Below are 25,183 nucleotides of genomic sequence, written 5' to 3' on the forward strand. Positions count from 1 at the left end.
GTGTTCAGCGCGCGGGCAGTTGTGCCATCACCTGTGCGAGGCCATCCTGCCACGTCGGCAGGTCGATACCGAAATCGGACTGCAGGCGCGTCACGTCCAGGTGCGAATAGGCGGGCCGACGTGCAGGCGTGGGGTAGTCGGCTGTCGTGATCGCTTCGACCCGGGGAGCGCGCGGCAATACGCCACGGGCGACGGCGGCGGCGAATATCGCTTCAGCGAAACCATGCCAGCTGGCCTCCCCGGTGGCTGTCAGGTGCCAGGTGCCGGACAGCTGGCCGGGATGCTGCAGGGCGAGCGCGGTGACATCGGCAATCAATGCGGCAGGGGTGGGCGTGCCGACCTGGTCGGCGACCACTCGCAACAGGTCGCGCTCGGCGCCTACGCGCAGCATGGTGCGCAGGAAGTTGGCGCTGTGCGGGGCATACACCCACGCAGTTCGGAAGATCAGGTGCCGCCCCCCGGCCTCGCGGATGGCGATTTCTCCTGCCAGCTTGCTCTCGCCGTATACCCCCAGCGGGCCGGTGGGGTCGCTTTCGCGGTACGGGCGCGTACCTTGGCCGTCGAACACGTAGTCGGTGGAAAAATGGACCAGCGGCACGCCTGCGGCCGCGCACCAGCGGGCGATAACGCCGGGTGATTCCGCGTTGGTCCGCCACGCGGCTTCGCGATCCTGCTCGGCTCGATCCACCGCGGTGTAGGCCGCAGCGTTCACCACCGTATAGGGGTGGACTCGATCCAGCAGGGCCACCAGCGACCCGGGGTTGTCGAAGTCGGCGACCTCGCACGGCACGCCGTTGGCCAGCGTGCCGCTGCGCGTGGTGGCCACGATCGATCCGAGCGGCGCGAGCGAGCGCAGCAGCTCCTGTCCGACCTGTCCGTTGGCGCCGAACAGCAGCACGGTCACGGGGAATATACCGGCAGTCGGTCCGCGGCGATGTCCTTCAGGAACGGCGCCTGCTCGTCCTTGGGAGACAGGGAGGGGGCACTGACCGGCCAGTCCACGGCCAGGTCCGCGTCATTCCAGCGCACGGCTGCATCGAACTCCCGCAGATATACCTCGGTGCACAGGTAGCTGAAGATCGCGCGTTCGGAAAGCACGGCGAAACCATGCGCGAATCCTTCCGGTATCCAGAACTGGCGCTTGTTCTCGGCGCTAAGCAGCACTGCTTCCCAGCGCCCAAACGTGGGCGACCCTTGGCGGATATCCACCGCCACGTCGTATACCTCACCTTCCAGCACGCTCACCAGCTTGCCCTGCGGGCGCGGCCACTGGTAGTGCAATCCACGCAGCACGCCCTTGGTCGAGGAAGACACGTTGCTCTGCACGAACTTCGTCGGCAATCCCAGTTCGCCGAAACGAGCGGCATTCCAGGTTTCAAAGAAGAATCCACGGTCATCCCCAAAAACCGCAGGCTCGAGTACCACGCAGCCCGGAAGGGTCGTCTCGATTACTTTCACCGCACCACACCTCGTACTGCCAGTTTATGCAGGTATTGGCCGTAGCCATTCTTGATAAGGGGCGCCGCCAGCGCTTCCAGCTGGGCAGCGTCGATCCATCCCTGGCCGAATGCAATCTCTTCGGGACAGCAAACCTGCAGGCCCTGCCGGGTCTGGATCGTTTCAATGAAGTTGGAGGCTTCCAGCAGGGATTGGTGGGTACCGGTATCCAGCCAGGCAAAGCCACGGCCCAATGCTTCCAGTTGGAGCTGGCCATCGCGCAGGTAGCGCTGGTTGAGATCGGTGATTTCCAGTTCGCCTCGCGGAGATGGCTTCAACTCGGCTGCGTAATCGCTGGCGTTGCCGTCGTAGAAGTACAGGCCAGTGACCGCATAGTTGGAGCGCGGACTGGCCGGCTTCTCGACCAGGTCCACGACCTTGCCCTGCTTGTCAAACTCGGCCACTCCATAGCGCTCAGGGTCGTTCACCCAGTAGCCGAACACAGTGGCGCCCTGCTGCCGCTGGTCGGCACTGTGCAGCACGTCGGTCAGGCCGTGGCCATGGAAGATGTTGTCGCCGAGCACCAGGCAACTGGGTTTGCCGTCGACGAAGTCACGTCCGATCAGGTAAGCCTGGGCCAGTCCGTCTGGACTGGGCTGCACCGCGTACTGGATGTTCATTCCCCACTGCGACCCGTCACCAAGCAGTGCCTGGAAGAGCGCCTGCTCGTGTGGCGTGTTGATGATGAGGACATCCCGTATCCCCGCCAGCATGAGCACACTGAGCGGATAGTAGATCATCGGTTTGTCGTACACAGGCAGCAGCTGCTTGCTGACGCCCTTGGTGATCGGGTAAAGCCGGGTTCCCGAACCACCGGCAAGAATGATGCCTTTACGCTGGGTCATGTCCTTCCTTCCTTGATTCAAGCCGCAGTGCCGATGCGCTGCAGGCGGTAGCTTCCATCGAGCACGCCATTGACCCATTCCTGGTTGTCCAGGTACCAGTCGACGGTGGACGCAATGCCCTGGTCGAAGGTGTATTTCGGCTCCCAGCCCAGCTGGTCCTTGAGCTTGGACGCATCAATCGCGTAGCGGCGGTCATGCCCGGGCCGGTCGGCCACGTAGGTGATCTGGCTGCTACGCGGCTGACCATCTTCGCGCGGCCGGCGCGCATCGAGCAGTGCGCAGATTGCGTGCACCACTTCGATGTTTTCCTTCTCGGAGTTGCCGCCCACGTTGTAGGTTTCCCCGACCTGGCCCTTGGCCAGCACGGTGCGGATCGCTTCGCAGTGGTCGGACACAAACAGCCAATCACGCACCTGCTTCCCGTCGCCGTAGACCGGCAGGGGCTCGCCGGCCAAAGCCTTGGCGATCACAAGCGGAATGAGCTTTTCCGGGAAATGGTACGGACCGTAATTATTCGAGCAGTTGGTGGTCAGCACCGGCAGTCCGTAGGTGTGGTGGAACGCCCGCACCAGGTGGTCCGAAGCAGCCTTGGACGCCGAATAGGGCGAATTGGGAGCGTAGGGGGTGGTTTCACTGAACTTGCCGGTTTCGCCAAGGGTGCCGTACACCTCATCGGTGGAGACGTGCAGGAAGCGGAAGGCCGCGCCCTTGTCCGCAGGCAGCGCTTTCCAGTAATCGCGCACGCTCTCGAGGAGGCCAAGGGTACCCACCACGTTGGTCTGGATGAATGCGCCGGGACCATCGATCGAGCGGTCGACATGGCTTTCTGCGGCGAAATTCAGCACGGCATCGGGCTGGTGGTCGGCCAGCAGCTGCGCGACGAGGGCGCGGTCGCCAATGTCACCCTGTACGAAGAGGTGGTCCGGGTTGCCGTCGAGCGGTGCCAGCGTCTTCAGATTTCCCGCATAGGTCAGCGCATCCAGATTCACCACGCGCACGCCCCGGGCGACCGCTTCAAGCACGAAATTTCCGCCAATGAATCCGGCTCCGCCGGTAACAAGCCAAGTGGGCACTACCCGTTCTCCTGTTCGGTTTGGTCCATCGGACAGCCGGCTGGCGGCCCGACATCAGCCGGGAAGCATACAACGGCTGTGTAAGGGGCACCTGGCAACGAGAGGGCGAGCCGTTCATCAAACCCGCAACCCACTTGCCGTCCCAACCTGAACAATCAGCCCTTTACTTGAAGCAGCCAGACCTTGATGTCGGGCGGGAGCAGCTTCATTGCTGGGCTGGCCGCAGTAAGCGTGGCAGCCACCAAGGCGGCCTTGATTGGGGAGACATTCCTGTCCGTCCGTATCCTGGCATATAGCCCGTGCGTGGAAATCGAGGGCAGCGTACGTGCGGCAGCGACCCTCATTCCGGCGTGACCTGCAATCGCTTCCATGCTGCGGTCATCAAGATAATGCACATGCGGCGATGGGAACCCCTTCTGCCACATGCGATCAAAAGTCGCCGGCATACCAAGCCTGGCCATTATCCTGGAGGTACGATAAAGAACCCCCGTTCTCGACGGCGCATTCACGACTACCCAACCGCCCGGTTCGAGATGGCGCACGCAGGCCTCGAGCGCAGCGCTGATGTCAGGAATATGCTCCAGCACATCATTGAATACAATGACGTCAAAGCACTCATGTGAAGCCAGGACGTCGGGAAAGAATCCTCTCCTGACTGGCAATCCCCGCTTCTCTGCCGCGTCGGCCACACGCGCGTCCGGCTCAATGCCCGTCCCCACGAAATCATCCCTGCCAGCCTCTAGAAACCATCCGTGCGCACAGCCGACATCAAGCAGGGTGGGGCGACCGCCGCGCGCCGCTCGTACCCGACACACCAGATCGGCCTCCAGAATCTCGAAGTTCCGCTGGCGCAAGTGGCCGAGCCCTTCTTCTCGCATCGCTTCGTCGACCACGGCGGTGATGCCGTGGGTATCGATATCCACGCTCAGCGTGCTGCCCTCGTAAGTGCAGTGCTTGCAAGCGAGATGCCAATCCTGCAGGCCAACGTCAAGCGGTTGATGGCATGCAGGACATTTTCGGCCTACCTCGCTCGTTGCGGTTTCCATCTTCGTCACTCCGCCTCCCTTGCGCTGCCTGCAGCGCGGCCGTGGCGCATTTTGTCTGGATGGAGGCCATCGCGCTACTGGCGATGGCCCCAAGATGAGATCACAACGCCCAGCAGGATGACTCCCCCCCCTATCCACGTTTGCGGGCGAATGGGCTCATGCAGCAACCACCATGCGAAGGCGGGAACCAACAGAAACGTCAAACCATAGAACGGGAAAGCCATTGATAGCGGCACACGCGCCAATACTGCAAGCCAAAGCATTGTCGCGGCGCCGTAGACGAATAGCGCAATGATCAAAGTGCCGGACAGAAAGCTGGCAGGCCGGGCAAGGGACAGGTGCCCTGAGGCCTGCTTGAACAGGACCTGTCCGCAGGCAAGCATGGCCAGGGTCACAACGATCATCGCGATCACGGTCGGGGTCAGGGCGGAATCGGGGCGAGGCATGGATCATCCTGGGCAGGGCGCCGAAGCACGAAGGGAGCATACACCGCGGAGCAGCACCATACGCATTCGCATGGTGGCCCGGAGCCAGTTAGAATCGCGATCCCACCCCCGAACCGGTTGCCCCCAGGCAGACCGGCGTTCTCCGTAATTCAAGGATTCCGCACCAGATGAAAATCCTCGTCGCGTACAAGCGCGTGGTGGACTACAACGTCCGCATTCAGGTCAAACCGGACGGTTCCGGCGTGGTCACCGATGGCGTCAAGCTGTCCCCCAACCCCTTCGATGAAATCGCCCTGGAAGAAGCCCTGCGCCTGCGCGACAAGGGCATCGCCACCGAGGTCGTGGTCGCCACCATCGCCCCGGCCGATGCCCAGGCGCACCTGCGCAACGGCCTGGCCATGGGCGCCAACCGCGCCATCCACGTGGTCACCGACCAGGCCATCCAGCCGCTGACCGCCGCGCGCACCCTGCTCAAGCTGGTCGAGAAGGAACAGCCGGACCTCGTCATCCTGGGCAAGCAGGCCATCGACGACGACGCCAACCAGACCGGCCAGATGCTGGCCACGCTGTGGGGCCGCCCGCAGGCGACCTTCGCCAGCAAGCTTGAGATCGCCGATGGCAAGGCCACGGTGACCCGCGAGGTCGACGCCGGCCTGGAAACGCTGGAAGTGGACCTGCCGGCGGTGGTCACCACCGATCTGCGCCTGAACGAGCCGCGCTTCATCAAGCTGCCCGACATCATGAAGGCCAAGGCCAAGCCGCTGGAGACCCTGCAGCTGGCCGACCTCGGGGTTGAAGCCGCTGACACCTTCAAGACAACGCAGTACGCCGCGCCGTCAAAGCGCAGCAAGGGTGTGATGGTCAAGGACGCGGCCGAACTGGTTGCCGCACTCAAGCAGAAGGGGTTGCTGTAATGACCAAGATCCTCGTTGTTGCCGAACACCATGACGGCAAGCTCAACGCCGCCACCGCCAAGACCGTGAGCGCGGCAGCCGCCATCAGCGGCGCCAGCATCGACGTGCTGGTGCTGGCAGCCGACCCGGCCTCCGTGGCCGCCCAGGCCGCAGAACTGGCCGGCGTGGCCAAGGTCCTGACCGTGGCCAACCCGGCCAATGCGCAGGCGCTGGCCCAGGTGTTGGCCCCGCAGATCGCGCAGCTGGCCAAGGGCTACACCCACGTGTTCGGTCCTTCGACCACCTTCGGCAAGGACCTGATGCCGTGCGTGGCCGCCCTGCTGGGCGTGAACCAGGTTTCGGACCTGATGACGGTTGAAGGCAGCCACAGCTTCAAGCGCCCGATCTACGCCGGCAACGCCATCATCACGGTGGAGGTCCCGGCCGACCAGATCGTGGTCGCCACCGTGCGTGCGGCCTCCTGGCCGGAAGCGGCCAAGGGCGGCAGCGCCCCGGTCGAGGCCGCCAGCGTGGACGCCGCCCTGCCCTCGCACACCCGCTTCATCGGCCTGGCCGCCGGTGCCACCGACCGCCCGGACCTGCAGAGTGCCAAGCGCGTGGTCTCCGGTGGCCGTGGCGTGGGTTCGGAGGAGAACTTCAAGGTGATTTTCCAGCTGGCCGACAAGCTGGGTGCCGCCGTGGGTGCCTCGCGCGCCGCCGTGGACGCCGGCTATGTCCCCAGCGACCTGCAGGTGGGCCAGACCGGGAAGATCATCTCGCCGGAGCTCTACGTGGCCGTGGGCATCAGCGGTGCCATCCAGCACCTGACCGGGATCAAGGACGCCGGCACCATCGTGGCGATCAACAAGGACCCGGATTCGCCGATCTTCGAGATCGCCGATATCGGGCTGGTGGGGGATCTGTTTACCCTGCTGCCGGAGCTGGAAGCTGCACTGTAAATAGGATGTGAAAACCGGGCCGCGTATCCAATGGTTGCGCGGCCCTTTTTGAGGGTGGGCCTGGATCGCCCTTTCTGGCCGGATTCGCCACGCGCTCATCAGAACGCTGTAGCTATAATCGGCGGTCAACCCTGTAAGGACTGCATTGATGACGCTCCCCTGTTTCAAGGCATACGACATCCGCGGCCGCGTTCCGGAGGAATTGGACGCTGCCCTCGCCGAGCGCATTGGCGCCGGCACCGCGTCCCTGCTGGGGCCGGGTCCGGTCGTGCTGGGACGCGACATCCGCCTGAGCAGCCCGGAGCTGCAGGCCGCGCTGGAAAAGGGCTTCACCGCTTCCGGGCGCGATGTGATCGACATTGGCCTGTGTGGCACCGAGGAGGTTTATTTCCAGACCTTCCATCGCCAGGCAGCGGGTGGTGTGATGGTCACAGCCAGCCATAATCCGATGGGCTACAACGGCATGAAGCTGGTGCGCGAGCATGCACGCCCGATCAGTGGCGATACCGGCCTGTTCGATGTTCGCGACTTCGCTGCCGGCACTGCCCCCCTGCCCGCAGGTACCGGGCAGGTGCGCAGCGATACCGACAAGACCGCTTACATCCAGCATCTGCTGGGGTACGTGGATGTGTCGCAGCTCAAGCCGCTGAAGATCGTGGTGAACGCCGGCAACGGCGGCGCCGGCCTGGTGATCGACGAACTTGCCCCGCACCTGCCGTTCGAGTTCGTCCGCATCCAGCATGAACCCGATGGCTCCTTCCCCAACGGCATCCCCAACCCGCTTCTGCCTGAAAACCGTGCGGCGACCGCCGATGCGGTGCGCGCCCACGGGGCCGACTTCGGCATCGCCTGGGACGGCGATTTCGACCGTTGCTTCTTCTTCGACAGCCGCGGCGAATTCATCGAAGGCTACTACCTGGTCGGCCTGCTCGCCGTCGCCCTGCTCAAGCGCAGCCCCGGCGGCAAGGTCATTCATGACCCGCGCTTGACCTGGAATACCGTGGAAATGGTGGAACAGGCCGGTGGGGTGCCGATCATGAGCAAGACCGGCCACGCGTTCATCAAGGAGCGCATGCGCGCCGAAGACGCCATTTACGGTGGCGAAATGAGCGCGCACCATTATTTCCGGGACTTCGCCTACTGCGACTCGGGGATGATTCCGTGGCTGCTTATCGCGGAGCTTGTTTCTCAGACCGGCACCTCGCTGGGTGATCTGGTGGCCGACCGCATGAAGGCCTTCCCGTGCAGCGGTGAGATCAACTTCCGTGTCGAAGACGCCAAGGCCACCGTAGCCCGCGTGCTGTCGCACTACGCCGAGCAGTCGCCGCAGCTGGACCACACCGACGGCGTGAGCGTGGAGTTCGACAGCTGGCGCTTCAACCTGCGCAGCTCCAACACCGAGCCGCTCCTCCGGCTGAACGTCGAAACCCGTGGCGATGCCGCCCTGCTGCGCGCGCGGACCGAAGAGCTGACCGCCTTGATCGGCGGCCAGGCTCCCCAACACTGATTCAGGACGATCTTCATGTTGCCCATTCTCCCCGTCATCCTTTCCGGTGGTTCCGGCACCCGCTTGTGGCCGCTGTCTCGCGAAGCCTACCCCAAGCAGTTCCTGCCGCTGGTGGGCGACGCCACGATGCTGCAGGCGACCTGGAACCGCGTCGCCGCCATCGCCGGCAAGGCGCCTATCGTGGTGGCCAACCAGGAGCACCGCTTCATGGCGGCCGAGCAGCTGCGCGAGTGCAATGTCACTCCGCAAGCGCTGATCCTCGAGCCGATCGGGCGCAACACTGCGCCGGCCATCGCCATTGCCGCACTGCAAGCGCTGGCCGCCGGTGAAGATGCCTTGCTGCTGGTACTTCCGTCCGACCACGTGGTCCGTGACGACGCGGCCTTCCACGCCGCCGTCAAGCAGGCCGCTGCGGCCGCCGACGCCGGCAAACTGGTCACCTTCGGGATCGTGCCGACCGCGCCGGAAATCGGCTACGGCTATATCAAGGCGCAGGCGGGTTCGGGCGTGCATGCCGTCGACCGCTTCGTGGAGAAGCCGGATCTGGCCACCGCACAGCAATATGTTGCCTCCGGTGAGTATTATTGGAACAGCGGCATGTTCCTGTTCAAGGCCTCGCGGTATCTGCAGGAACTGGAAGCACTGCAGCCGGCTATCCTGGCCGCCTGCCGCACCGCTCTTGAAGGGGCATCGCGCGACAGCGATTTCATCCGCCTGGATGCGGACGCGTTCGCATCCAGCCCCAGCGACTCGATCGATTACGCCGTGATGGAAAAGACTGCCGATGCGGCCGTGGTCCCGCTGGATGCAGGCTGGAATGATGTCGGCTCCTGGTCGGCGCTGTGGGAAGTGTCGGACAAGGATGCAAATGGCAACGCCTGGCACGGCGATGTGATCGCATTGGACTGCAGCAACAGCTATGCCTACGGCAATCGCCTGATCGCGATGGTCGGCCTGGAAGACGTGGTCGTGGTGGAAACCGACGATGCCGTGTTCGTTGGCCACAAGGACCGCGTCCAGGACGTCAAGGAAATCGTGGGTCGGATCAAGCGTGACGGGCGCAGCGAAGCGGCCGCGCACCGCAAGGTATATCGCCCGTGGGGCGCCTACGATTCCATCGATAACGGCGCGCGTTTCCAGGTCAAGCGCATCACGGTCAAGCCAGGCGCGACGCTGAGCCTGCAGATGCACCACCACCGAGCAGAGCACTGGATCGTGGTCAGCGGCACGGCAGAAGTGACCCGTGGCGAAGAGGTGATCCTGCTTACCGAAAACCAGAGCACCTATATTCCGCTGGGCGTGACCCACCGCCTGAAGAATCCCGGCAAGTTGCCACTGGAGCTGATTGAAGTACAGTCCGGCAGCTACCTGGGCGAGGACGACATCGTGCGTTTCGAAGATCAGTACGGGCGCGCCCCGGCCTGATCTTCGCGTCCGCGCCCTACCCTTTGGGGTGGGGCGCTGTTGGGCCGGTCCGCAAGGCGCTGGTGCTTCTGTAACCGGAGATCCCTCGGCTTCCCGAGGGCAGGAGATTAATCTTGCCGGCGCGGCACCAGCACGCCCGTAAGGGGTCGGCGTGGCACCGATGCGATGTCGTAGCCCAGGAAGGCGAGCAGGAACTGCAGGCCGGAGACGGCCGCCACCGTGGCGATCATAACCGTGCCCAGAGGAGTGGACACTCCGTCCTGGGCCGAGTGCCACCAATGCCAGCCGCCGAAGGTGGCAGCCAGCAGCAGCAGGCCCAGCGCGGCCACCAACTCGAACGACGCCAGCGACAGGTCGCGCAGGAAGTAGTTGTAGCCGATCCGCTTGAAGGTGTTGCGGGCGTGTTTGAACGCGAATTCACCCAGGATCTTTCCGACCTTCAGCCCGCTTTCCTCGTCCCCGTAACGCGCATCCATCGGAATATCGACCACCACGGCCCGCATGGTATTGAGACGGAACAGGATGTCGGTCTCGAAGAAGTAGCGGCGGCTGATCTGGTCCATCGGAAGGTGGCTGGCAACTGACGTACTGATGGCGGTGTAACCGTTGGTGGGATCGAACAGATCCCAGTAGCCGGTGGAAGCCTTGGACATGAAGCTCAGGCCCAGGTTGCCGACCCGCCGCAGCAACGGCATCTGCTTGATCTGGCGGAGATCCCAGAACCGGTTTCCCTTCGTGTAATCCGCCTCTCCGCGCAGGATGGGTGCGACGAACTGGGGTAGCAGCGCCGGGTCCATCTGGCCATCGCCGTCAACCTTTACCACCACCGAGGCCCCGTCGACGATGGCTTGGCGGTAGCCGGTCATTACCGCCCCGCCCACCCCTTGGTTGACCTCGTGGCGAAGCACGCGCACGCGCGGATCAGAGATGTTGGCTTCGATGAAATCGCCACTTCGCTCCGGGCAAGCGTCGTCAACGCAGTAAATCAGCGCCACTTCGCTGCCAATCGCCGCGACCACGCCGGCGATGTGCCGGGTCACCTTGTAGCTTGGAATCACGACGGCGATACGGGACGGTGCGGAAGGAGAATTCATCGATAGATCCAGTGCTTTGATATGAAAAAGCTCAGCAGGGCAAGTGCGGCGTCACCGGCCGGCTTGACCAACCAAGCCCAGCCAAGGCCCGCCTTGTCGCCGACGATCCATACGATCGTTGAACTCAGTACGCTCAGGACGATCCAGGTCACCACGAACCGGATCATCTGCTTGCGTCCCAGCCCACTGCCACTCGCGAAAGTGTACTTGCCGTTGAGCCAGTATCCGAATCCAGCACCGCCCGCCCGAGCAATCAGGTTGGACGGCACCACCCCTATACCCGCCCACGACAAGACCACGAAAAGTGCCCAGTCGACACCCAGCTGGATGCCACCCACGAGGCCAAACCTACCAATTTCTCCCGCCAGCGACGTGAGCGCCTTGGCGCTCAGTCGCAACGAAAAGCTGCGTCGTGGCGATACTTCACGGACCATGCTCAACCAACGGTCAGCACACGCGACGGACCAAGCGTGCAGGCCACGGCCTTACCAGCATCGCCAATTACGAAGAAGATCTCATACGACCCCGGCGCAACGCCATTGAGTCGGATGCTGGAGGTCAGCCCTGCATTTGATGGCGACGCCGCCGCGAACTGCGGCGCGGCGCTGACATCGGCGCGTTCCGAGCGTTCGGCAGGAAAGTACACATCCGTCCCGCCCGGCGCCAAGCTGTGCAGACGGATCGAGCCGGCGCGCTGCGCCTTGGTGCCTGTCTCCACCGCCCAACCGGCGATGCGGATGGCATCTCCTGCACTGGCTCGCCAGCCATTGTCGCCTGCAGTCGCCCCTTCCAGGACGTCGAGATAGCAAACCAGCGACGGATCGGTCACTGCGCTGGACATCCACGATGGAACCGTTGCCAAGGCGGGGTTGCCCGCCGGCTCCGCCGACTTGGCAGCATCATTGGGCGACATGCTGGGCGGGGCCTCAGTGGCGCTGCAACCGGCAAGGCCGGCCAACAACAGGGCGATCCACGGCAAAGTACGCATCACGACTCCTTGATCAGTTTATTGAACAGTTTGATGTGACCTGCAACCTGGTTCTGCAGGCTGTAGCGGGCCGCACGTTCGCGACCAGCATGCACCAGTTCCTGCGCGTAGGCGCTGTCCTGGGATATCCGCTCAAGTGCACGGGTCATCTCAGCCGGATCCAAAGGATCCTGCAGCAGCAGGCCCGCGCCCTCGGCGATTTCCTGCAGCGAACTGTTGGCCGAGGTAATGACCGGCGTTCCACATGCCATGGCTTCGACCACGGGCAGGCCGAAACCTTCGTACAGCGACGGGTACACGAACGCCTTCGCGCGGCTATACAGCGCCGGGAGGTCCTGGATCGGCACGTACCCGAGCACTTTGACCTTGGAGCCGGCGCTTTTCATGACCTTGCGCAGGTCATCGTTGAGCCAGCCCGAGGCACCCACCACCACCAGCGTTTCCGGACCGTCGTAGCTCAGCATCGCCTTGAGAAGCGTTTTAAGATTCTTGCGCGGCTCGATGCTGCCGACGTACAGGAAGAACGCGTCAGGCAGGTCGTAACGCTGGCTTACGCTGTGCATCTGCGACTTCGACGCCGGCTTGAAGGTCGCCGGATCGATTCCGCAATGGATGGTATGCACGCGGTCTTCGGCCACCTTGTAGTGCTTGATGAAATCGCGACGCGAATTCTCAGAGACCGCCACGAAGCTTGCACCAGCCTGCACTGCCCGTTCGAAGTTGCTCGAACACAGGGCGATGTTTTCGGCGGTGTGGTACGCCGGATGCGACAGGAACGTGGTGTCGTGCACCACCATCACCGCGTTGGCACCCACACCGGCCGGGAACACGTTGCCCGCGCAATACACCAGATCCAGGCCCGGTACGAAATGGTCGGCGTCCTTGAACGCGGGCAGCGGGCCGCGGTACAGCGTCATGCCACTTCCCAGCCGTGTCTGGAGGCCGGACGGTTTACCAGCTGCGTACTCGGGGTGCACGAAGTCGCCGAATCCAGGCAAGAGCAGGTAATCGCGCGCTCGACCGGTCTCGGCCTGGTGCTCGGACAGGCCCTTGGTCAGCATCGCGACATAGCGGCCCACACCAGAGACCTCACCGCCCATGGCGCGTGAAACATCAATGCCGATCCGGCTGCGGACTGCCGCAGGTACTTCAGGCAAGTCGGAACCTTGGGGATTGAGCGCGGCCAAGCGCGCGCGCATACGCTCGGAGGAGCGTTCGAGCGACCATAGCTCACGCACGTCCCGGGCCGCCTGCTCGCCCTTGTCACGGGTTTCCTCGGGGTGTTCGAAGGCGTAGCGCAGCAGCGCGACCAGATGGTCTTCGTCGGGCAGCGCCCACTGGAAGCCATGGTAATAGGGGCACTTCGCCTCAGCCGGGGTGAGCGAAACCTGCAGTGGATAGCTGTTGTCCTCGTCCATGAAGGCCTGTTGGGCGCTCCAATAGCTTCCAATCACGGGAATACCGCATGCCATCGCCTCAAGCAATGGCATGCCCCAACCTTCCCCGCGCGTTGGCAGCACGAAGCAGTCGGCAGACCGGTAGAGCTGGGCCACCTGGTAATAAGGCACCGATTCATTGACCGAATACACGATGCGACCGCCGTCGGGGTCAAGCTGCAGCCCCCGGATAATGGCTTCCGGGTCCACGCCCGGGTCGCTATTGGAGTACTTGCAGATCAGCACCACCGGGTCAGTGCTGCGGAAGGCACGATTGAAGGCACGCAGCAGGATCTCGGGCGACTTGCGTTCACCCCACTCGAAGATCGAAAGGAAGGTAAAGACGCCTTCGATCTTCATGCCGCGGATACGCGGGTTGAAGTGATTGGTGTCGATGAGCGCCAGGGGCATCACTTTCACCGGCACGGTCACGCCGCTGCGCTGGAAGGTCCACTTGTTGAACTCAGTCGGTACCCACAACTCGTTCATCGTGTTGCAGCCGTCCACCCATTCCTTCGGAACGCCGGTGGTCTCCAGCATGGTGTAGCCGATGCGGTAGCCCTCGGTAACACGATTGAAGGCATCAGCTTGCCCGTAGACCAGCCGCGGCACCTCCGCGCCGGGTACTTCACGCTGTTTGATGACTTCCAGCGTGTAGATGCCGGTGTTCTGGTTGCGCGATTCTGCGATGGGCAGGACGCTGTCGAGGCCGTACAGATACTCGTAGGAGACCGATACACCCGCGCTGTCAAGGCCACTGGCGATCTGCCTGGCGGTCATCGCATAGCCCACAGGGCGGAAGAAGGTCGAATGCAGGTGCACCTTGTACTGGTAGCGGGCGTCGAGCACGTCCTTCCACTTGCCCAGGAAGGTTTCCTTGGACTTGAGGAACATGTCGTTGTGGCTGACCTTGTTTACCGAGGTCGATCCATGCTCGCGATGGCGGATGGTAAGCGAACCGCAGTTCATCACCCGGAAACCGGCGGCGCGTGCCTTGAGGCAGTAGTCGGTGTCTTCGTAGTAGGAGAAGAAGTCCTCGTCAAGGAATCCGACCGCGTCCATTACCTCGCGACGGATGTAGACGCAGGCGAACACTACGCCCTCCACTTCGCGATCGTAAGCGTACTGGTTGATGTCCTTTTCGCCCGAGCCGAGCTGCTGTCCCCAGTAGCTACGGTCAGGGATGTAGGTGCCGGCGTGCTGGAAGTCTGCACCGTCCAGGCGACGGATGCGGCAGCCCACAACACCGACGCGATCTTCGCCGAAGGCGGTCGCCTGCAGCTTCTCGATCCAGTGCGGGTCGTCGATCTCGGTATCGTTGTTCAGCAGGATCACGTCCCGATCGGTGTCAATCAAGCGCAGCGCCGCGTTGTTGCCGCGCACGAAACCCAGGTTGTCGCCGTTGAAGATCGTGGAAATGCCCGGGATCTTGCCCAGGTACTCCACCGTCCCGTCTGTGCTGCCGTTGTCGACGACAATCACTTCAACGCGGGAGGTGTCGGTGTGCCGCAGGACGCTGGCCAAGCAGGGCTTGGTGTACTCAAGTCCGTTCCAGGTCAAGATTACAACCGAGACCGGGCGCGCTGCGCGCACCGAGTCGGAGGGAACGTGAATTGGGCTGTGCTCATTGCTCATATCAGTCGACCTTGTAAATGCTGCAGGTACCCGTGCCGGGGAGACGGGTTGCATGTGTCACTTGGATGCGCTCATCGGCCAAGACGTAGCGCGCGCTTGCCAGCGTGCGACCATCCACCACGCCACCGTCGGGCAGCATGCGCATGGCAACCGGCAGGTAGGGCAGGAAGAAGACGTTGTCGACCAGTTCGCGGCGACCGCTGGCCACCACGGCTATGCCACCGGGATCATGGGCGACCAATTCGTGCGCCAGCGCGCCGCACCGCGAATCGAACGCACCCGGGCTGCGGCTGAGCTCGTGCCAAGTGCCGGCGTTGGCCACCATCAGCCAGGTGACCAGCAGACCCAACTGAAGGGTCCGCCTGAACCAACCCTCGCGCGTGGCGGCGATCGCCAGCACCAGGACCACGAAACCCACCAGCCACCATCGCGTGAACCGGTACCACTGGGCTTCCATGCTATCCACCGTTGCACCGAACCAGGGCGACGCATGGAGCTTGAGCACCATCACGAACAGCAGCGCAGCGCCGACCACGCTCGCCAACACGCCCCAGTAGGCATACCACGCCAGCGCCGACTGTTCGCGTTCCGGGCGGGGAAGGAACAGCAGGATCAACAGCAGCGGGAAGGAGGAGAAGTAATAACGGCTGTGCCAGCGCCCAAGGCCACCCAGGTCGCTGGGGGAAATGCCGACGGTGAACACGATGGCCATGCCGATCGCGCCGGCCGTGGCGATCAGCAGGAACATCGTGGCCGTACGCGCCGGTGTGGGCGTGCGCTGGTTGCGCCAGGGAAGCAGAAGGGCGATGCCCGCAGCCAGTGCCAGCGAGAACGGGATCGAAAGGATGGTGAGGTGACCCAGCAGCAGCCCAGCCGCACCATGCAGGTCGGACATGATCGTGTGCTGCCAACCACCCAGGCGGTTGCCGTACATGCCCAGCCCATCAGTGGTCGGCGCCGACAGGCTGACCGTCACCAGCTTGAAGATGAGGTAGCTTGACAGCGGCGCCAGCAACCAGGTCGGGCGCGTCAGGAACTGACGCAATGTCCGGTCACGCAGCGCGACGATGCCCCATGTCATCAATGCGGCCATCAGCACGGTGATTCCGTTGAGGCGCACATTGAGCATCAGGCCGATCCAGACACCGAAAAAGATCGGCGCGGCGATGGAGGCAGGACGTTCCAACCAGCGTACACCCGCCCAGCAGGCCCACAGGTAGAGCGGGAAGTACAGCACCTCGGTGACCGCGTAGGCGGAGATGAAGACCCCCGGCAGCGCTATCGCGGCTACCGAGACCACCAGGCTCAGCCGGCCATTGAGGAGGCGACGCGCCATCAGGTAAGTCGGGACCAGTCCCGAGGCGACGATCAGCGCGTTGATCAACCGTACCCCGGTGTAGAACGAATCACCGATCATGAAACTCGGTGCGATCAGGTACGGGTACAGCATGTTGGGCAGGTTGGTCGCATGCTGGATCTGGTCGGGTAGCGGAATGCCCGACCGGCCACCGCCGGCCCAGATGCCCGAGGCGATCATCTTGTAGACGTACTCGTCACCGGACCAGTACGGCAGCAGTTGTGCGGCAACGAAGCGCACCAGCGCAGCGCCCAGCCACAGGGAGATCAGCAGCGACCACGGCACGCAGGCGGCGGGGACAGTGTCATCCTTGCGGGTCCAGTCAGCTACGGCGGCGACCAGCGCCACCCCGGCCGCCAGCAGAAGTGCCATCAGCAGGTGACCGACCCAGATCCGCCAAGCCGGTACTTCCACCACCCGAATGTCGCTGAGCAGCAACCCGGGCGGGCCGTCGTAGAAGATGCGCAGCGATACAGCCTCCGGTACGTCGTGGCCGACGTCCATGGTGTCCGACCAGTGCACGGACGTCTGGCCCGGCTGTGTGGCGAATGTACGTTCCTGGGCAGGATTGTCGTAGCCAGGCCCAAACAGATCGACCACTACAGCGGCAGGCGCCCCCGGGGCGGTATCAACGGAGAACGAGAAGGAATAGCGCTTGTCCGCATGCAGGCGGAACTGTCCCGCAAGCGAATGGGAAGGCTGGTCGCCTACGGCGCGGAAGCCATTGCCTTCTACGCGGAAGCCGTCCATCTGCACGCTTGCGGCTTGCAGCTGCGGGGCGTGTCTCGGGTCGGCCTGGAACGCGGCCCACCACCACACCAGCAACAGGGCCAGCGTCGTCGCAGCCGCTGCGAATGCAACGGCGGGGACACGACCCTGGCGCAGTCCGCTAAGTTCAATACGCTGTTTCACCTTGTCTTCCATTCCGTGCGTTCAGATGTGACGGTCAGGCCTGGAGACGGCGAAGATCCGCATCCACCATCGAGGTGATCAGCTGCTGGAGGCTGGTCTTGGGCGTCCACCCCAAGGCCTTCTGGGCCTTGGCCGGATTACCCAGCAGCACGTCCACTTCGGCGGGGCGCAGGAACTTTTCGTCGATGACCACGTGCTGCTGGTAATCCAGCCCGACGTGGGAGAACGCGATCTGGCACATGTCCCGCACGGTGGTGGTGATACCCGTGGCGATGACGTAGTCATCGGCCTGGTCCTGCTGCAGCATCAGCCACATTGCCTCGACGTAGTCCCCGGCAAAACCCCAATCGCGCTTGGCATCAATGTTGCCGAGGTGCAGCTTGTCCTGCAGGCCCAGCTTGATGCGTGCAACTGCATCGGTCACCTTGCGGGTGACGAATTCAATTCCGCGCAGCGGCGATTCGTGGTTGAACAGGATACCGCTCGATGCATGCATGCCATGGCTTTCGCGATAGTTGACCGTGGCCCAGTGGCCCATCAGCTTGGCGACGCCGTACGGGCTGCGCGGGTAGAACGGGGTGCGCTCGTCCTGCATCTCGGCCTGGATGAGTCCGAACATCTCGCTGGTCGACGCCTGGTAGAAACGTGCGTCCGGACGCACGATCCTAACTGCTTCGAGCATGTTGATCACACCGACGCCGTCGAGCTGAGCGGTCAACACCGGCTGCTGCCACGAGCTTCCGACGAAGCTCTGCGCGGCGAGGTTGTACACCTCGGTGGCACCCGAGAGCTGCATCGCGCGGATCAGCGACGAAAGGTCTGAAATATCGCCGTCGATCAGCTGGACCTGCTTGTCCACCCCCAGCTCGCGAAGGCGCCACAGGGTGTCGGTGCTGCGGCGGGCCAGCAGGCCATGCACGGCATAACCCTTTTCAAGCAGAAGCTTGGAAAGGTAGGCGCCGTCCTGGCCGGTGATCCCGGTAATCAATGCGGATTTGGTGCTCATTGGCTTCTCACTGATTGCAATATGTCGGTCAGCGTCTGATCGAGCTCGATCAGCGGTCGCCAACCCGTTTCCTGGGTGGTGGCAGACGGGTCGGCCACCATTCGTCGTTGTTCGGAGGCGCGCAGCCGGGACGGATCTACACGGATATCGGCCGATACCCCGGCCAACTCAAGCATGCGGCGCAGAATGGTCGCGACCGAACGCTCCACGCCGGACGCCACGATATACCTGGCTTGGTTGTTTCCCTGCTCGAGGATGGCTGCGTAGGCGGAAACCACGTCGCGCACGTCGCTGAAATCGCGAGTCGCGTCGATATCCCCCACCTCGATTATTGCAGGTTGGCGCCCCTCCTTGATGGCCACTACCTGATGAGCCAAGGAGGATACAACGAACCGGTCGCTTTGCCCCGGCCCAATATGATTGAAAGGACGGGCAACGAGCACCTGTGCGCCGGTCCTGCGGGACCATTGAAGGCAAAACTCCTCCGCCGCAAGCTTGCTGGACGCGTAAGGGTTGCCCGGCCGAGGCCAGGTCGACGCGTCAACAGGCAGCGAAGACTCATCGACCCTTCCATATACATCGCCTGAGCTGACGAAAAGGAAGCGGCCATTGAAACCCGCCGCATCCAGGGCCTGGATGAGGTTGAGCGTACCAATTACATTGATGTCGTACGTTTCACGCGGATTCTCTATCGCCCTGGGTACGAAGCTTTGTGCGGCCAGGTGAATCACCGCGTCTGGACGCTGCTCGGCGACAAAATCGGACAGCGCTTCTTCGTCACGAACATCCAAGCCGGAGGGAAGCACGACCGCATCACGAAGCCGACCGAATCGGCCTTCCGCGATGGCAGACAGCAAATGACGGCCAACGAAGCCGCCACCGCCGGTAACCAGGACTTTCGACGTCACGGCAGGGAAACCGACTTACGCGCCATGATTGCGTAATCTCGCGATGCATGCAGTGGCCTGACCAGCGCGTTGATCGTGGCGGCGCCTGGCACGTCCTCCGGCACGAAAGCAACTTCCGGTGTTCCACGTGCCTCGAAGAGCGGTCGGATATCGGATTGCACGAAACCGCGCGCCTGCACCATCCAGCGCAACATCTGCGGAGGCAGCGGGTTACGGTGCGTCGGATCCATGTAGAACGCCCACTGCGCAACCAGCGCATTCTCCGGGTTCGGCGTCTCTACGATCAGGCCGCCACCCGGCAGCAACACCCGGTGGACCTCATCGAGGAGATCGACCAACGTGCGGAACGTCAGATGCTCTGCGAGATGGAACAGCGTGACCATCCCGGTCGACGCGTTGGGCAATCCACGCAGCTTGGTCAGCGCGTCGGTGTACTCGACCTGCAGGCCCTTCTTCTCACACTCTTCCACGAACAGACCGTTTAGATCCACGCCCGATGCCTGGAGCCCTTCATCACGAAGCATTCCGAGCCACTCACCGCGACCACAGCCCAGATCGAGTATCGGCGCCGATGCGGAGCCAGCGCCGATATCCGCCACGAACTTGAGATAAGGGGCCAAACGCTCCCGAATCTGGTCCTGGGGACCACGGAACTTATCCTCGAACGCCGCGTAAAGATCATCAAGATCGGAGTCGACCGCAGACGCATCCACTGCCTGCACGGTCGTGACAGGAGCCGTTGCCACAGCAGCCTCGCGCGGCGGCGGCCGGTAGCGCGGCAATGCGTGCAGCGCCGCTACCTGTTCAGCCAGCTGCTGGGTAAGCACGTTGATACGCTGTCCCAACTCGTCAACCATTTCAGTACTGGGCAGGTTCTGCAGCGCTCGCTCCTGTGACTCCAGACGCATGCCTTGGTCAGCAACGACCTGGGAAATGTTGCCCTGGAAGAACTGCAGATCCCCGCTCACTGCAGAGATATGCGCATCCACCACCCGCGAATGCCGCGGCAGACGGACCAACGTGTGGCACCAGTGCAGCACCCACCCAAGCAGAGGAATCCGCCTCCAACTGTGGAGCTTGTACGGGATCAACAGCCCGTCGATATGCACCCCGTGACTGAGACCTTCGGGCGACCAGCGAAGGGCAGCCAGAATCTCAATCTTGGTTGCACCGCCTGAGCGCAGCGCCTCCAGATGCCCACGCGCGCTATCGTCCGGCTCACGGTGCAGGATAGCCTGGTAAGCGTGGGTGATGAACGCAAGGTCGTCATACGCCAGAAAATCAGCGACCACATACTCATCGCGCTTCTTGAAGTCAGCGGTCGGCGGCTTGAAGGCTGCGTTCGGCGGCGCGCTCGTAGCGCCAGCGACCACACTGGTGAGGCTGGCCGACACCGGGCCGCCCGACACGATGTCGCCGACGCCCAGGCGCATGCGCACGCGGCGCATCACCTCGTCGGCTGAAATCAAGCTTTCCTGACTGGATGACATCGATGGATCCTCAGATTATCTAGACGCTGTTTGGGGGCGACGCGGGCGGGCCGCGCTTGGGCGGGGCGGTTATTCGATGGATATCCGGGGGGGTATCCAGCTGGTCCCGATGAAATACTGCTTGTCCATGTTGGCCACGGAGAATACCAGTGCCATGTCGCGCCATTCATAATTATGGCCAAGATGGTCCTGTGCATCGCTCAACGCCACCGAGACAGAGTAGGTGCCGGGCCCGAGCATGGCGGTGAAATCGGCACTGAAGGTCAATGACTGGCCTACGACCGCACCCACCACTACCTGCTCGGTATGGTGGGTATTGGTACCGAAGATGGTCTGCCCGAGGCGGTCGCGGATCATGTAGCCGAACACCAGCTTCTCAACCGGCGCCGTTACGTTCACCCCCACGCGCAGGGTCACGCGCTCGCCTACCGACACATATTCGGTGGCCTCACCCTTTTCGTTGAGCAGGTGCACGCTGGCGATCGCCGCCTCACCCGTGCCTGAGGATATCGCCGCAGCGCCATCTTCTCGCACGGCAACGTTGATGGTGCCCTGCTCTTTCTGTGCAATCAGCGCGTTGTAGTAATCGATGACCTGCTTTGGATCCGCATCCAGAAGCAGCCTGCCGCCCTCGAGCAGGATCGCGCGATCGCACAATACCTGGACCGCAGTGGGATCGTGCGAAACGAAAAGCAGGCTGGTGCCCTGTTCGCGGAATGCCTTGATGCGGTCGAAGCACTTGTGCACGAAGTAGGCATCGCCCACCGACAACGCTTCGTCGACGATCAGCAGGTCCGGGCGGAACGCGGTGGCGACGCTGAACGCGACGCGCATCTGCATGCCGCTGGAGTACGTCCGCACCGGCGCATCGAAGTATTCACCAATCTCGGCGAATGCTTCGATGTCATCCATGGCGTCGGCGATGGCCTGCTGCGGGTGCCCCATCAGCCCGGCGGCGTGATAGACGTTCTGGCGCCCGGTAAGGTCGAGATTGAACCCCATGCCAAGTTCGAGGATCGCCGACACCTTACCCGTCTGCGTCACGCTGCCCTTCGTGGGCTGCGACGTACCGGTGATCAGCTTGAGCAGGGTGCTCTTGCCGGCGCCATTCTGCCCTACGATGCCCACGCTTTCGCCAGGGCCTACCGCGAAACTGATTTCTCGCAGAACCCAGTGCTGCTCCGCCGGCTTGACCGGCAGGCCGAACCAAGACATGAAACGCATCCACTCGCTGTTCCAGCGCGAGTAGCACTTGCCTACGCCGCGCACTTTCAACAAAGAACTCATAGGGCGTCCACCATTTCAGCGCTGGACTTGCGGAACATCACCAATGCCACACCGGCCAGCACGGTCGTGGCCAGCACCAGGCCACCCAGCTGTCCCCAAAGCGGCGGCTTGCCGTAGACGAGGACGTTCTGGTAACTGCTGACAAGAACGTAGAGGGGGTTGAACTTGAACCAGGCCTGGTAGCGCGCGGGCAGCGCATTGAGGTTGTAGACCACAGGTGTCAGCCAGAACAGCGCGTTCAGCACGACGGGAATCACCTGGCCGAGATCGCGCATGAAGACGTTGATCACGCCAAGCAGGGTGCCCAGGCTCATTGCCAGGGCCAGGGTCATCAGCACCAGTACCGGCAGCCAGATCGCGTTTTCGTCCGGGAAGTGACCAAGCACGGCGAACACACCAAAGATCGCCGCACACAGGAGCACGTTGTTCACCAGCATGGTGCCCGCGGCGATAACCGGCAGGCACAGCCGTGGAAATGCCATCTTCTTCATCAGGTTGGCGTTGTCGATGAAGAGCGTGAGACATCGCTGGATGGTTTCGGCAAACAGCGTCCAGAAGAGCATGCCTGCCATCAGATACAGCGCGTAGGCGTACTTGTTGTCCACCCCCGGCAGTTTGGCCGACAGCACTTCTGAAAGGATCAGCGCGAAAATCAGCACCTGCGCCAGCGGGTGGATCACCATCCACAGCCCGCCCAGCTTGCTGCGGGTGAAGCGCGCTCGCAGATCGTTCTTGATCGACGAGAGGATGAAGAATCGGTAGCTCCAGAGGGAGCGCAACACACTACTCATGGGGTTCCTGCTCCAGACAGACCGCGCGCTTCCGGCGACGCCGGCGCGGCCAAGGGGGTGGTGCCATCCAGGTATGCCGCAAGCAGCGCACCCGAGCGCTGCAGCGACATGCCATGTTCAATTTCCCGCTGCGCGCGGGCAACCCGGTCGGCCACGCCTGCAGGGTTATCGACCACCTGTTGCATCAAGGTAGCCGCGTGCTGGACGTCCGGCTCGGCCCACACTTGGCCTTCGGCGTGCGGGTACTCGCCTGCCTTGACCGGCACCAATGTGTAATCCACCAGCAGGCTGTTGCCTGCATTCATGAAATCCATGTTTCCCGACCAACCGGTAGCAATTACCGGCTTGCCCAGGCGCATGCACTCGGCCATGCCCAGCCCGAGCCCTTCGGCCCGATGCAGGGAAACGTAAGCATCGCAGTGACCCTGAAGCGCCTGGAGGTGACGAACATCAATGACGTCATCACGCAGCAGGATGCGAGCGTCGTTGCCAGCAAAGGCCAGCAGCTGGCGCAGGGCTTCCGGGTTGCGATGGCCGTTGCTGGACTTCACCAACAGCACAACGTCCTGCCGCTCCTGTGGAAACGCTGCGCGGAAAGCGCTGATCACGGCGCCGGGGTTCTTGCGCGCCACCGAGGAATTGCAGTCGAAGGTGCACAGGAACACGAAAGCATCGTCAGGCAGTCCGAAGTCCGCACGCTCAAGGCCGCTGGGCGCCGCATCCATCAAAGGGAACGGGATTCGGGTGACCGGCTTGTCGGTTACCGCGCGAAACGCATCGGCAACGAACTCCGTTGCGACGATGATCTCGTCCACGGCAGTCACCGCCTCGCGCCAGGCGTCTGGCACGCGCGGCAGTTCCCAGAACCAGCAGGCCACCACGCGCGTGGGCCGCTCCGCAACCCCTCGGGCCGCCATGGCTTCGCTGAAGTGGTCCGGATTAACGAACACCAACGTCGTGGCGAAGGCGCCCACGCCCGGCCGAAGGTGCGGCTCCAGGCTCCGGTCCCCATTGGCGTGCGGGACAGCCACGCGGGAATCCTGCAGGGAGATCGGATAGCCAACGGATATCAGCGCCTGACTGTAGGCACGCGCGCTTACCCCCAGCCCGAACTGGCCGCGCAGGTATCCCAGCACATTGACGCCCCGCCCCGTCGCCTCGGTAGGCGACGGGCAGATGCTCGACGGCGCTGCCTCGGGTAATGCCCAGCCAGGGCCACGGGCAAACCGCAGCCTGGCGCAAAGCCGCTGGTTGCGGCGCTGCGACAGCCATTCGCGCAGCATCCTGGGTAGCAGCGCACGGTAAAGTCGCGCCAGCAAAGGGACCGCAGGGCCACTCATCCAGGTGCCCCTTCCCGGCGCGTCCACGGCGGCAATGGAAAAGTCCACGTCAAGCTGCCAGCGCCCTTTCCAGATCCACCTGCAGATCCCCCAGCTCCTCCACGCCCACGCTCAACCGCACCAGTGCATCGCTGATGCCCAACTGCTCGCGGCGCTCCACCGGAATGGAGGCATGGGTCATCACTGCCGGATGGTTCACAAGACTCTCGACGCCACCCAGCGACTCCGCAAGGGTGAACAGCTCGGTGTTCTCGCAGAACCGCTTTGCCGCCTCGAATCCGCCCTTGAGCACGATCGACACGATGCCGCCGTAGCCGTTCATCTGGCGCGTGGCCAGTTCGTGCTGCGGGTGGCTCGGCAGGCCCGGGTAGATCACCTTTTCCACGGCCGGGTGCTTTTCCAGCCACTGGGCCAGGGCCAGCGCGTTGGCGCAGTGCGCCTTCATGCGCAGCGGCAGTGTCTTCAGGCCACGCAGGGCCAGGAAGCTGTCGAACGGCCCCTGCACGCCCCCGATGGAGTTCTGCAGGAAGGCCATCTGCTCGGCCAGCTCGGCGTTGTCGCCCACCACCACCATGCCGCCAACCATGTCCGAGTGCCCGTTGAGGTACTTGGTGGCCGAGTGCAGGACCAGGTCCGCGCCCAGCTCCAGCGGGCGCTGCAGCATCGGCGAGGCAAACGTGTTGTCCACCACCACGATCAGGCCACGGCGCTTGGCGATGGCCGCGACCGCGGCGATGTCCACGATCTTCAGCATCGGGTTGGTCGGGGTCTCGATCCAGACCATCTTCGTCTGCGGGGTGATCGCCGCCTCGAAGGCGGCCAGGTCGGTCAGGTCGACGAAGCCGAACTGCAGCCCGGCGGTGCGCTTGCGCACGCGCTCGAACAGGCGGAAGGTGCCGCCGTAGATGTCATCCATCGCCACCACGTGGCTGCCGGCGTCCAGCAGCTCCATCACCGTGGAGGTGGCGGCCATGCCCGAGGCGAAGGCGTAGCCGCGGGTGCCACCTTCCAGCGAGGCCACGCAACGCTCGTAGGCGAAGCGGGTCGGGTTGTGGGTGCGCGAGTACTCGAAGCCCTGGTGTTCGCCGGGGCTGGACTGCGCATAGGTGGAGGTGGCGTAGATCGGCGGCATCACCGCGCCGGTGCTCGGGTCGGGCGACTGCCCGCCATGGATGGCCAGCGTGGCCAGGGCGAGCTGGCGCTTGGAGTGCCCTGAGGCTGCAGAATCGGACATGGGGGTTCCCAGCA

At 63.4% G+C, this 25,183-nt stretch carries 22 protein-coding genes; 4 read left to right on the forward strand and 18 right to left on the reverse strand.

Annotated features, from left to right (window positions below; genetic code table 11):
* Window positions 1–4: 4 nt before the first annotated feature.
* From rfbD to SOM39_RS08865, 6 genes are all read right to left on the reverse strand, one after another.
* Window positions 5–904, reverse strand: a complete 900-nt coding sequence (gene rfbD, locus SOM39_RS08840; RefSeq protein ID WP_320458117.1) for a dTDP-4-dehydrorhamnose reductase — start codon at window positions 902–904, stop codon at window positions 5–7.
* On the reverse strand, window positions 901–1,458 hold the full coding sequence (rfbC, locus tag SOM39_RS08845; RefSeq protein ID WP_320458118.1) for a dTDP-4-dehydrorhamnose 3,5-epimerase: 558 nt from the start codon (window positions 1,456–1,458) through the stop codon (window positions 901–903). The genes rfbD and rfbC overlap by 4 nt, the downstream gene beginning before the upstream one ends.
* Window positions 1,455–2,342, reverse strand: a complete 888-nt coding sequence (gene rfbA / locus SOM39_RS08850) for a glucose-1-phosphate thymidylyltransferase RfbA (protein WP_320458119.1) — start codon at window positions 2,340–2,342, stop codon at window positions 1,455–1,457. Before rfbA ends, rfbC begins: the two co-directional genes overlap by 4 nt.
* Before the next feature lie 17 nt (window positions 2,343–2,359).
* Window positions 2,360–3,415, reverse strand: coding sequence for a dTDP-glucose 4,6-dehydratase (gene rfbB / locus SOM39_RS08855; protein WP_320458120.1), 1,056 nt, complete (start codon window positions 3,413–3,415; stop codon window positions 2,360–2,362).
* Between the two features lie 155 nt (window positions 3,416–3,570).
* A complete protein-coding gene (locus tag SOM39_RS08860) occupies window positions 3,571–4,338 on the reverse strand; it encodes a class I SAM-dependent methyltransferase (RefSeq protein ID WP_320458121.1) in 768 nt (255 codons plus the stop codon).
* A 197-nt stretch (window positions 4,339–4,535) separates the two neighbouring features.
* Entirely contained in the window at window positions 4,536–4,907 is a 372-nt protein-coding gene (locus tag SOM39_RS08865; protein ID WP_320458122.1) for an EamA family transporter, read from the reverse strand.
* 167 nt (window positions 4,908–5,074) lie between these two features.
* Here SOM39_RS08865 and SOM39_RS08870 point away from each other — a divergent pair, with 167 nt between their 5' ends.
* The 4 genes from SOM39_RS08870 to SOM39_RS08885 all read left to right on the forward strand — a co-directional run bounded on the left by SOM39_RS08870 (window position 5,075) and on the right by SOM39_RS08885 (window position 9,691).
* The gene (locus tag SOM39_RS08870) at window positions 5,075–5,821 is read left to right on the forward strand and encodes an electron transfer flavoprotein subunit beta/FixA family protein (protein WP_312738948.1); all 747 of its coding nucleotides are present in this window, start codon (window positions 5,075–5,077) and stop codon (window positions 5,819–5,821) included.
* Entirely contained in the window at window positions 5,821–6,759 is a 939-nt protein-coding gene (locus tag SOM39_RS08875) for an electron transfer flavoprotein subunit alpha/FixB family protein (protein WP_320458123.1), read from the forward strand. Before SOM39_RS08870 ends, SOM39_RS08875 begins: the two co-directional genes overlap by 1 nt.
* A gap of 148 nt (window positions 6,760–6,907) precedes the next feature.
* Window positions 6,908–8,266, forward strand: coding sequence for a phosphomannomutase (locus tag SOM39_RS08880; protein ID WP_320458124.1), 1,359 nt, complete (start codon window positions 6,908–6,910; stop codon window positions 8,264–8,266).
* A 15-nt stretch (window positions 8,267–8,281) separates the two neighbouring features.
* Window positions 8,282–9,691, forward strand: a complete 1,410-nt coding sequence (locus tag SOM39_RS08885; RefSeq protein WP_320458125.1) for a mannose-1-phosphate guanylyltransferase/mannose-6-phosphate isomerase — start codon at window positions 8,282–8,284, stop codon at window positions 9,689–9,691.
* Between the two features lie 107 nt (window positions 9,692–9,798).
* Here SOM39_RS08885 and SOM39_RS08890 read toward each other — a convergent pair whose 3' ends face one another.
* The 12 genes from SOM39_RS08890 to SOM39_RS08945 form a co-directional block, all read right to left on the reverse strand.
* Window positions 9,799–10,785 (reverse strand): glycosyltransferase family 2 protein, encoded by a 987-nt coding sequence (locus SOM39_RS08890; RefSeq protein WP_320458126.1) that lies wholly within the window; start codon window positions 10,783–10,785, stop codon window positions 9,799–9,801.
* Window positions 10,782–11,219, reverse strand: coding sequence for a GtrA family protein (locus tag SOM39_RS08895; RefSeq protein ID WP_320458127.1), 438 nt, complete (start codon window positions 11,217–11,219; stop codon window positions 10,782–10,784). The genes SOM39_RS08890 and SOM39_RS08895 overlap by 4 nt, the downstream gene beginning before the upstream one ends.
* Window positions 11,220–11,221: 2 nt before the next feature.
* Entirely contained in the window at window positions 11,222–11,773 is a 552-nt protein-coding gene (locus tag SOM39_RS08900) for a hypothetical protein (protein WP_320458128.1), read from the reverse strand.
* Window positions 11,773–14,844 (reverse strand): glycosyltransferase, encoded by a 3,072-nt coding sequence (locus tag SOM39_RS08905; protein ID WP_320458129.1) that lies wholly within the window; start codon window positions 14,842–14,844, stop codon window positions 11,773–11,775. The genes SOM39_RS08900 and SOM39_RS08905 overlap by 1 nt, the downstream gene beginning before the upstream one ends.
* 1 nt (window position 14,845) lies before the next feature.
* Window positions 14,846–17,113 (reverse strand): ArnT family glycosyltransferase, encoded by a 2,268-nt coding sequence (locus tag SOM39_RS08910; RefSeq protein WP_320458130.1) that lies wholly within the window; start codon window positions 17,111–17,113, stop codon window positions 14,846–14,848.
* 34 nt (window positions 17,114–17,147) lie between these two features.
* Complete coding sequence (gene gmd, locus SOM39_RS08915) at window positions 17,148–18,119, reverse strand: GDP-mannose 4,6-dehydratase (protein ID WP_320458131.1); 972 nt, start codon at window positions 18,117–18,119, stop codon at window positions 17,148–17,150.
* Window positions 18,116–19,027, reverse strand: coding sequence for a GDP-mannose 4,6-dehydratase (locus SOM39_RS08920; RefSeq protein ID WP_320458132.1), 912 nt, complete (start codon window positions 19,025–19,027; stop codon window positions 18,116–18,118). The genes gmd and SOM39_RS08920 overlap by 4 nt, the downstream gene beginning before the upstream one ends.
* Window positions 19,024–20,517, reverse strand: coding sequence for a methyltransferase domain-containing protein (locus SOM39_RS08925; protein ID WP_320458133.1), 1,494 nt, complete (start codon window positions 20,515–20,517; stop codon window positions 19,024–19,026). The genes SOM39_RS08920 and SOM39_RS08925 overlap by 4 nt, the downstream gene beginning before the upstream one ends.
* A gap of 69 nt (window positions 20,518–20,586) precedes the next feature.
* Window positions 20,587–21,804 carry an ABC transporter ATP-binding protein gene (locus SOM39_RS08930; protein WP_320458134.1) on the reverse strand — a complete coding sequence of 406 codons (1,218 nt, stop codon included), beginning with the start codon at window positions 21,802–21,804 and terminating at the stop codon, window positions 20,587–20,589.
* Window positions 21,801–22,595, reverse strand: coding sequence for an ABC transporter permease (locus SOM39_RS08935; RefSeq protein ID WP_320458135.1), 795 nt, complete (start codon window positions 22,593–22,595; stop codon window positions 21,801–21,803). The genes SOM39_RS08930 and SOM39_RS08935 overlap by 4 nt, the downstream gene beginning before the upstream one ends.
* Window positions 22,592–23,878 carry a glycosyltransferase gene (locus SOM39_RS08940; RefSeq protein WP_320458136.1) on the reverse strand — a complete coding sequence of 429 codons (1,287 nt, stop codon included), beginning with the start codon at window positions 23,876–23,878 and terminating at the stop codon, window positions 22,592–22,594. The genes SOM39_RS08935 and SOM39_RS08940 overlap by 4 nt, the downstream gene beginning before the upstream one ends.
* A gap of 106 nt (window positions 23,879–23,984) precedes the next feature.
* On the reverse strand, window positions 23,985–25,169 hold the full coding sequence (locus SOM39_RS08945; protein ID WP_320458137.1) for a cystathionine gamma-synthase: 1,185 nt from the start codon (window positions 25,167–25,169) through the stop codon (window positions 23,985–23,987).
* Window positions 25,170–25,183 lie beyond the last annotated feature (14 nt).

It is taken from the genome of Stenotrophomonas sp. CFBP8994 (assembly GCF_034044835.1).
In the GTDB taxonomy this organism is placed as follows: Bacteria; Pseudomonadota; Gammaproteobacteria; order Xanthomonadales; family Xanthomonadaceae; genus Stenotrophomonas; species Stenotrophomonas rhizophila_A.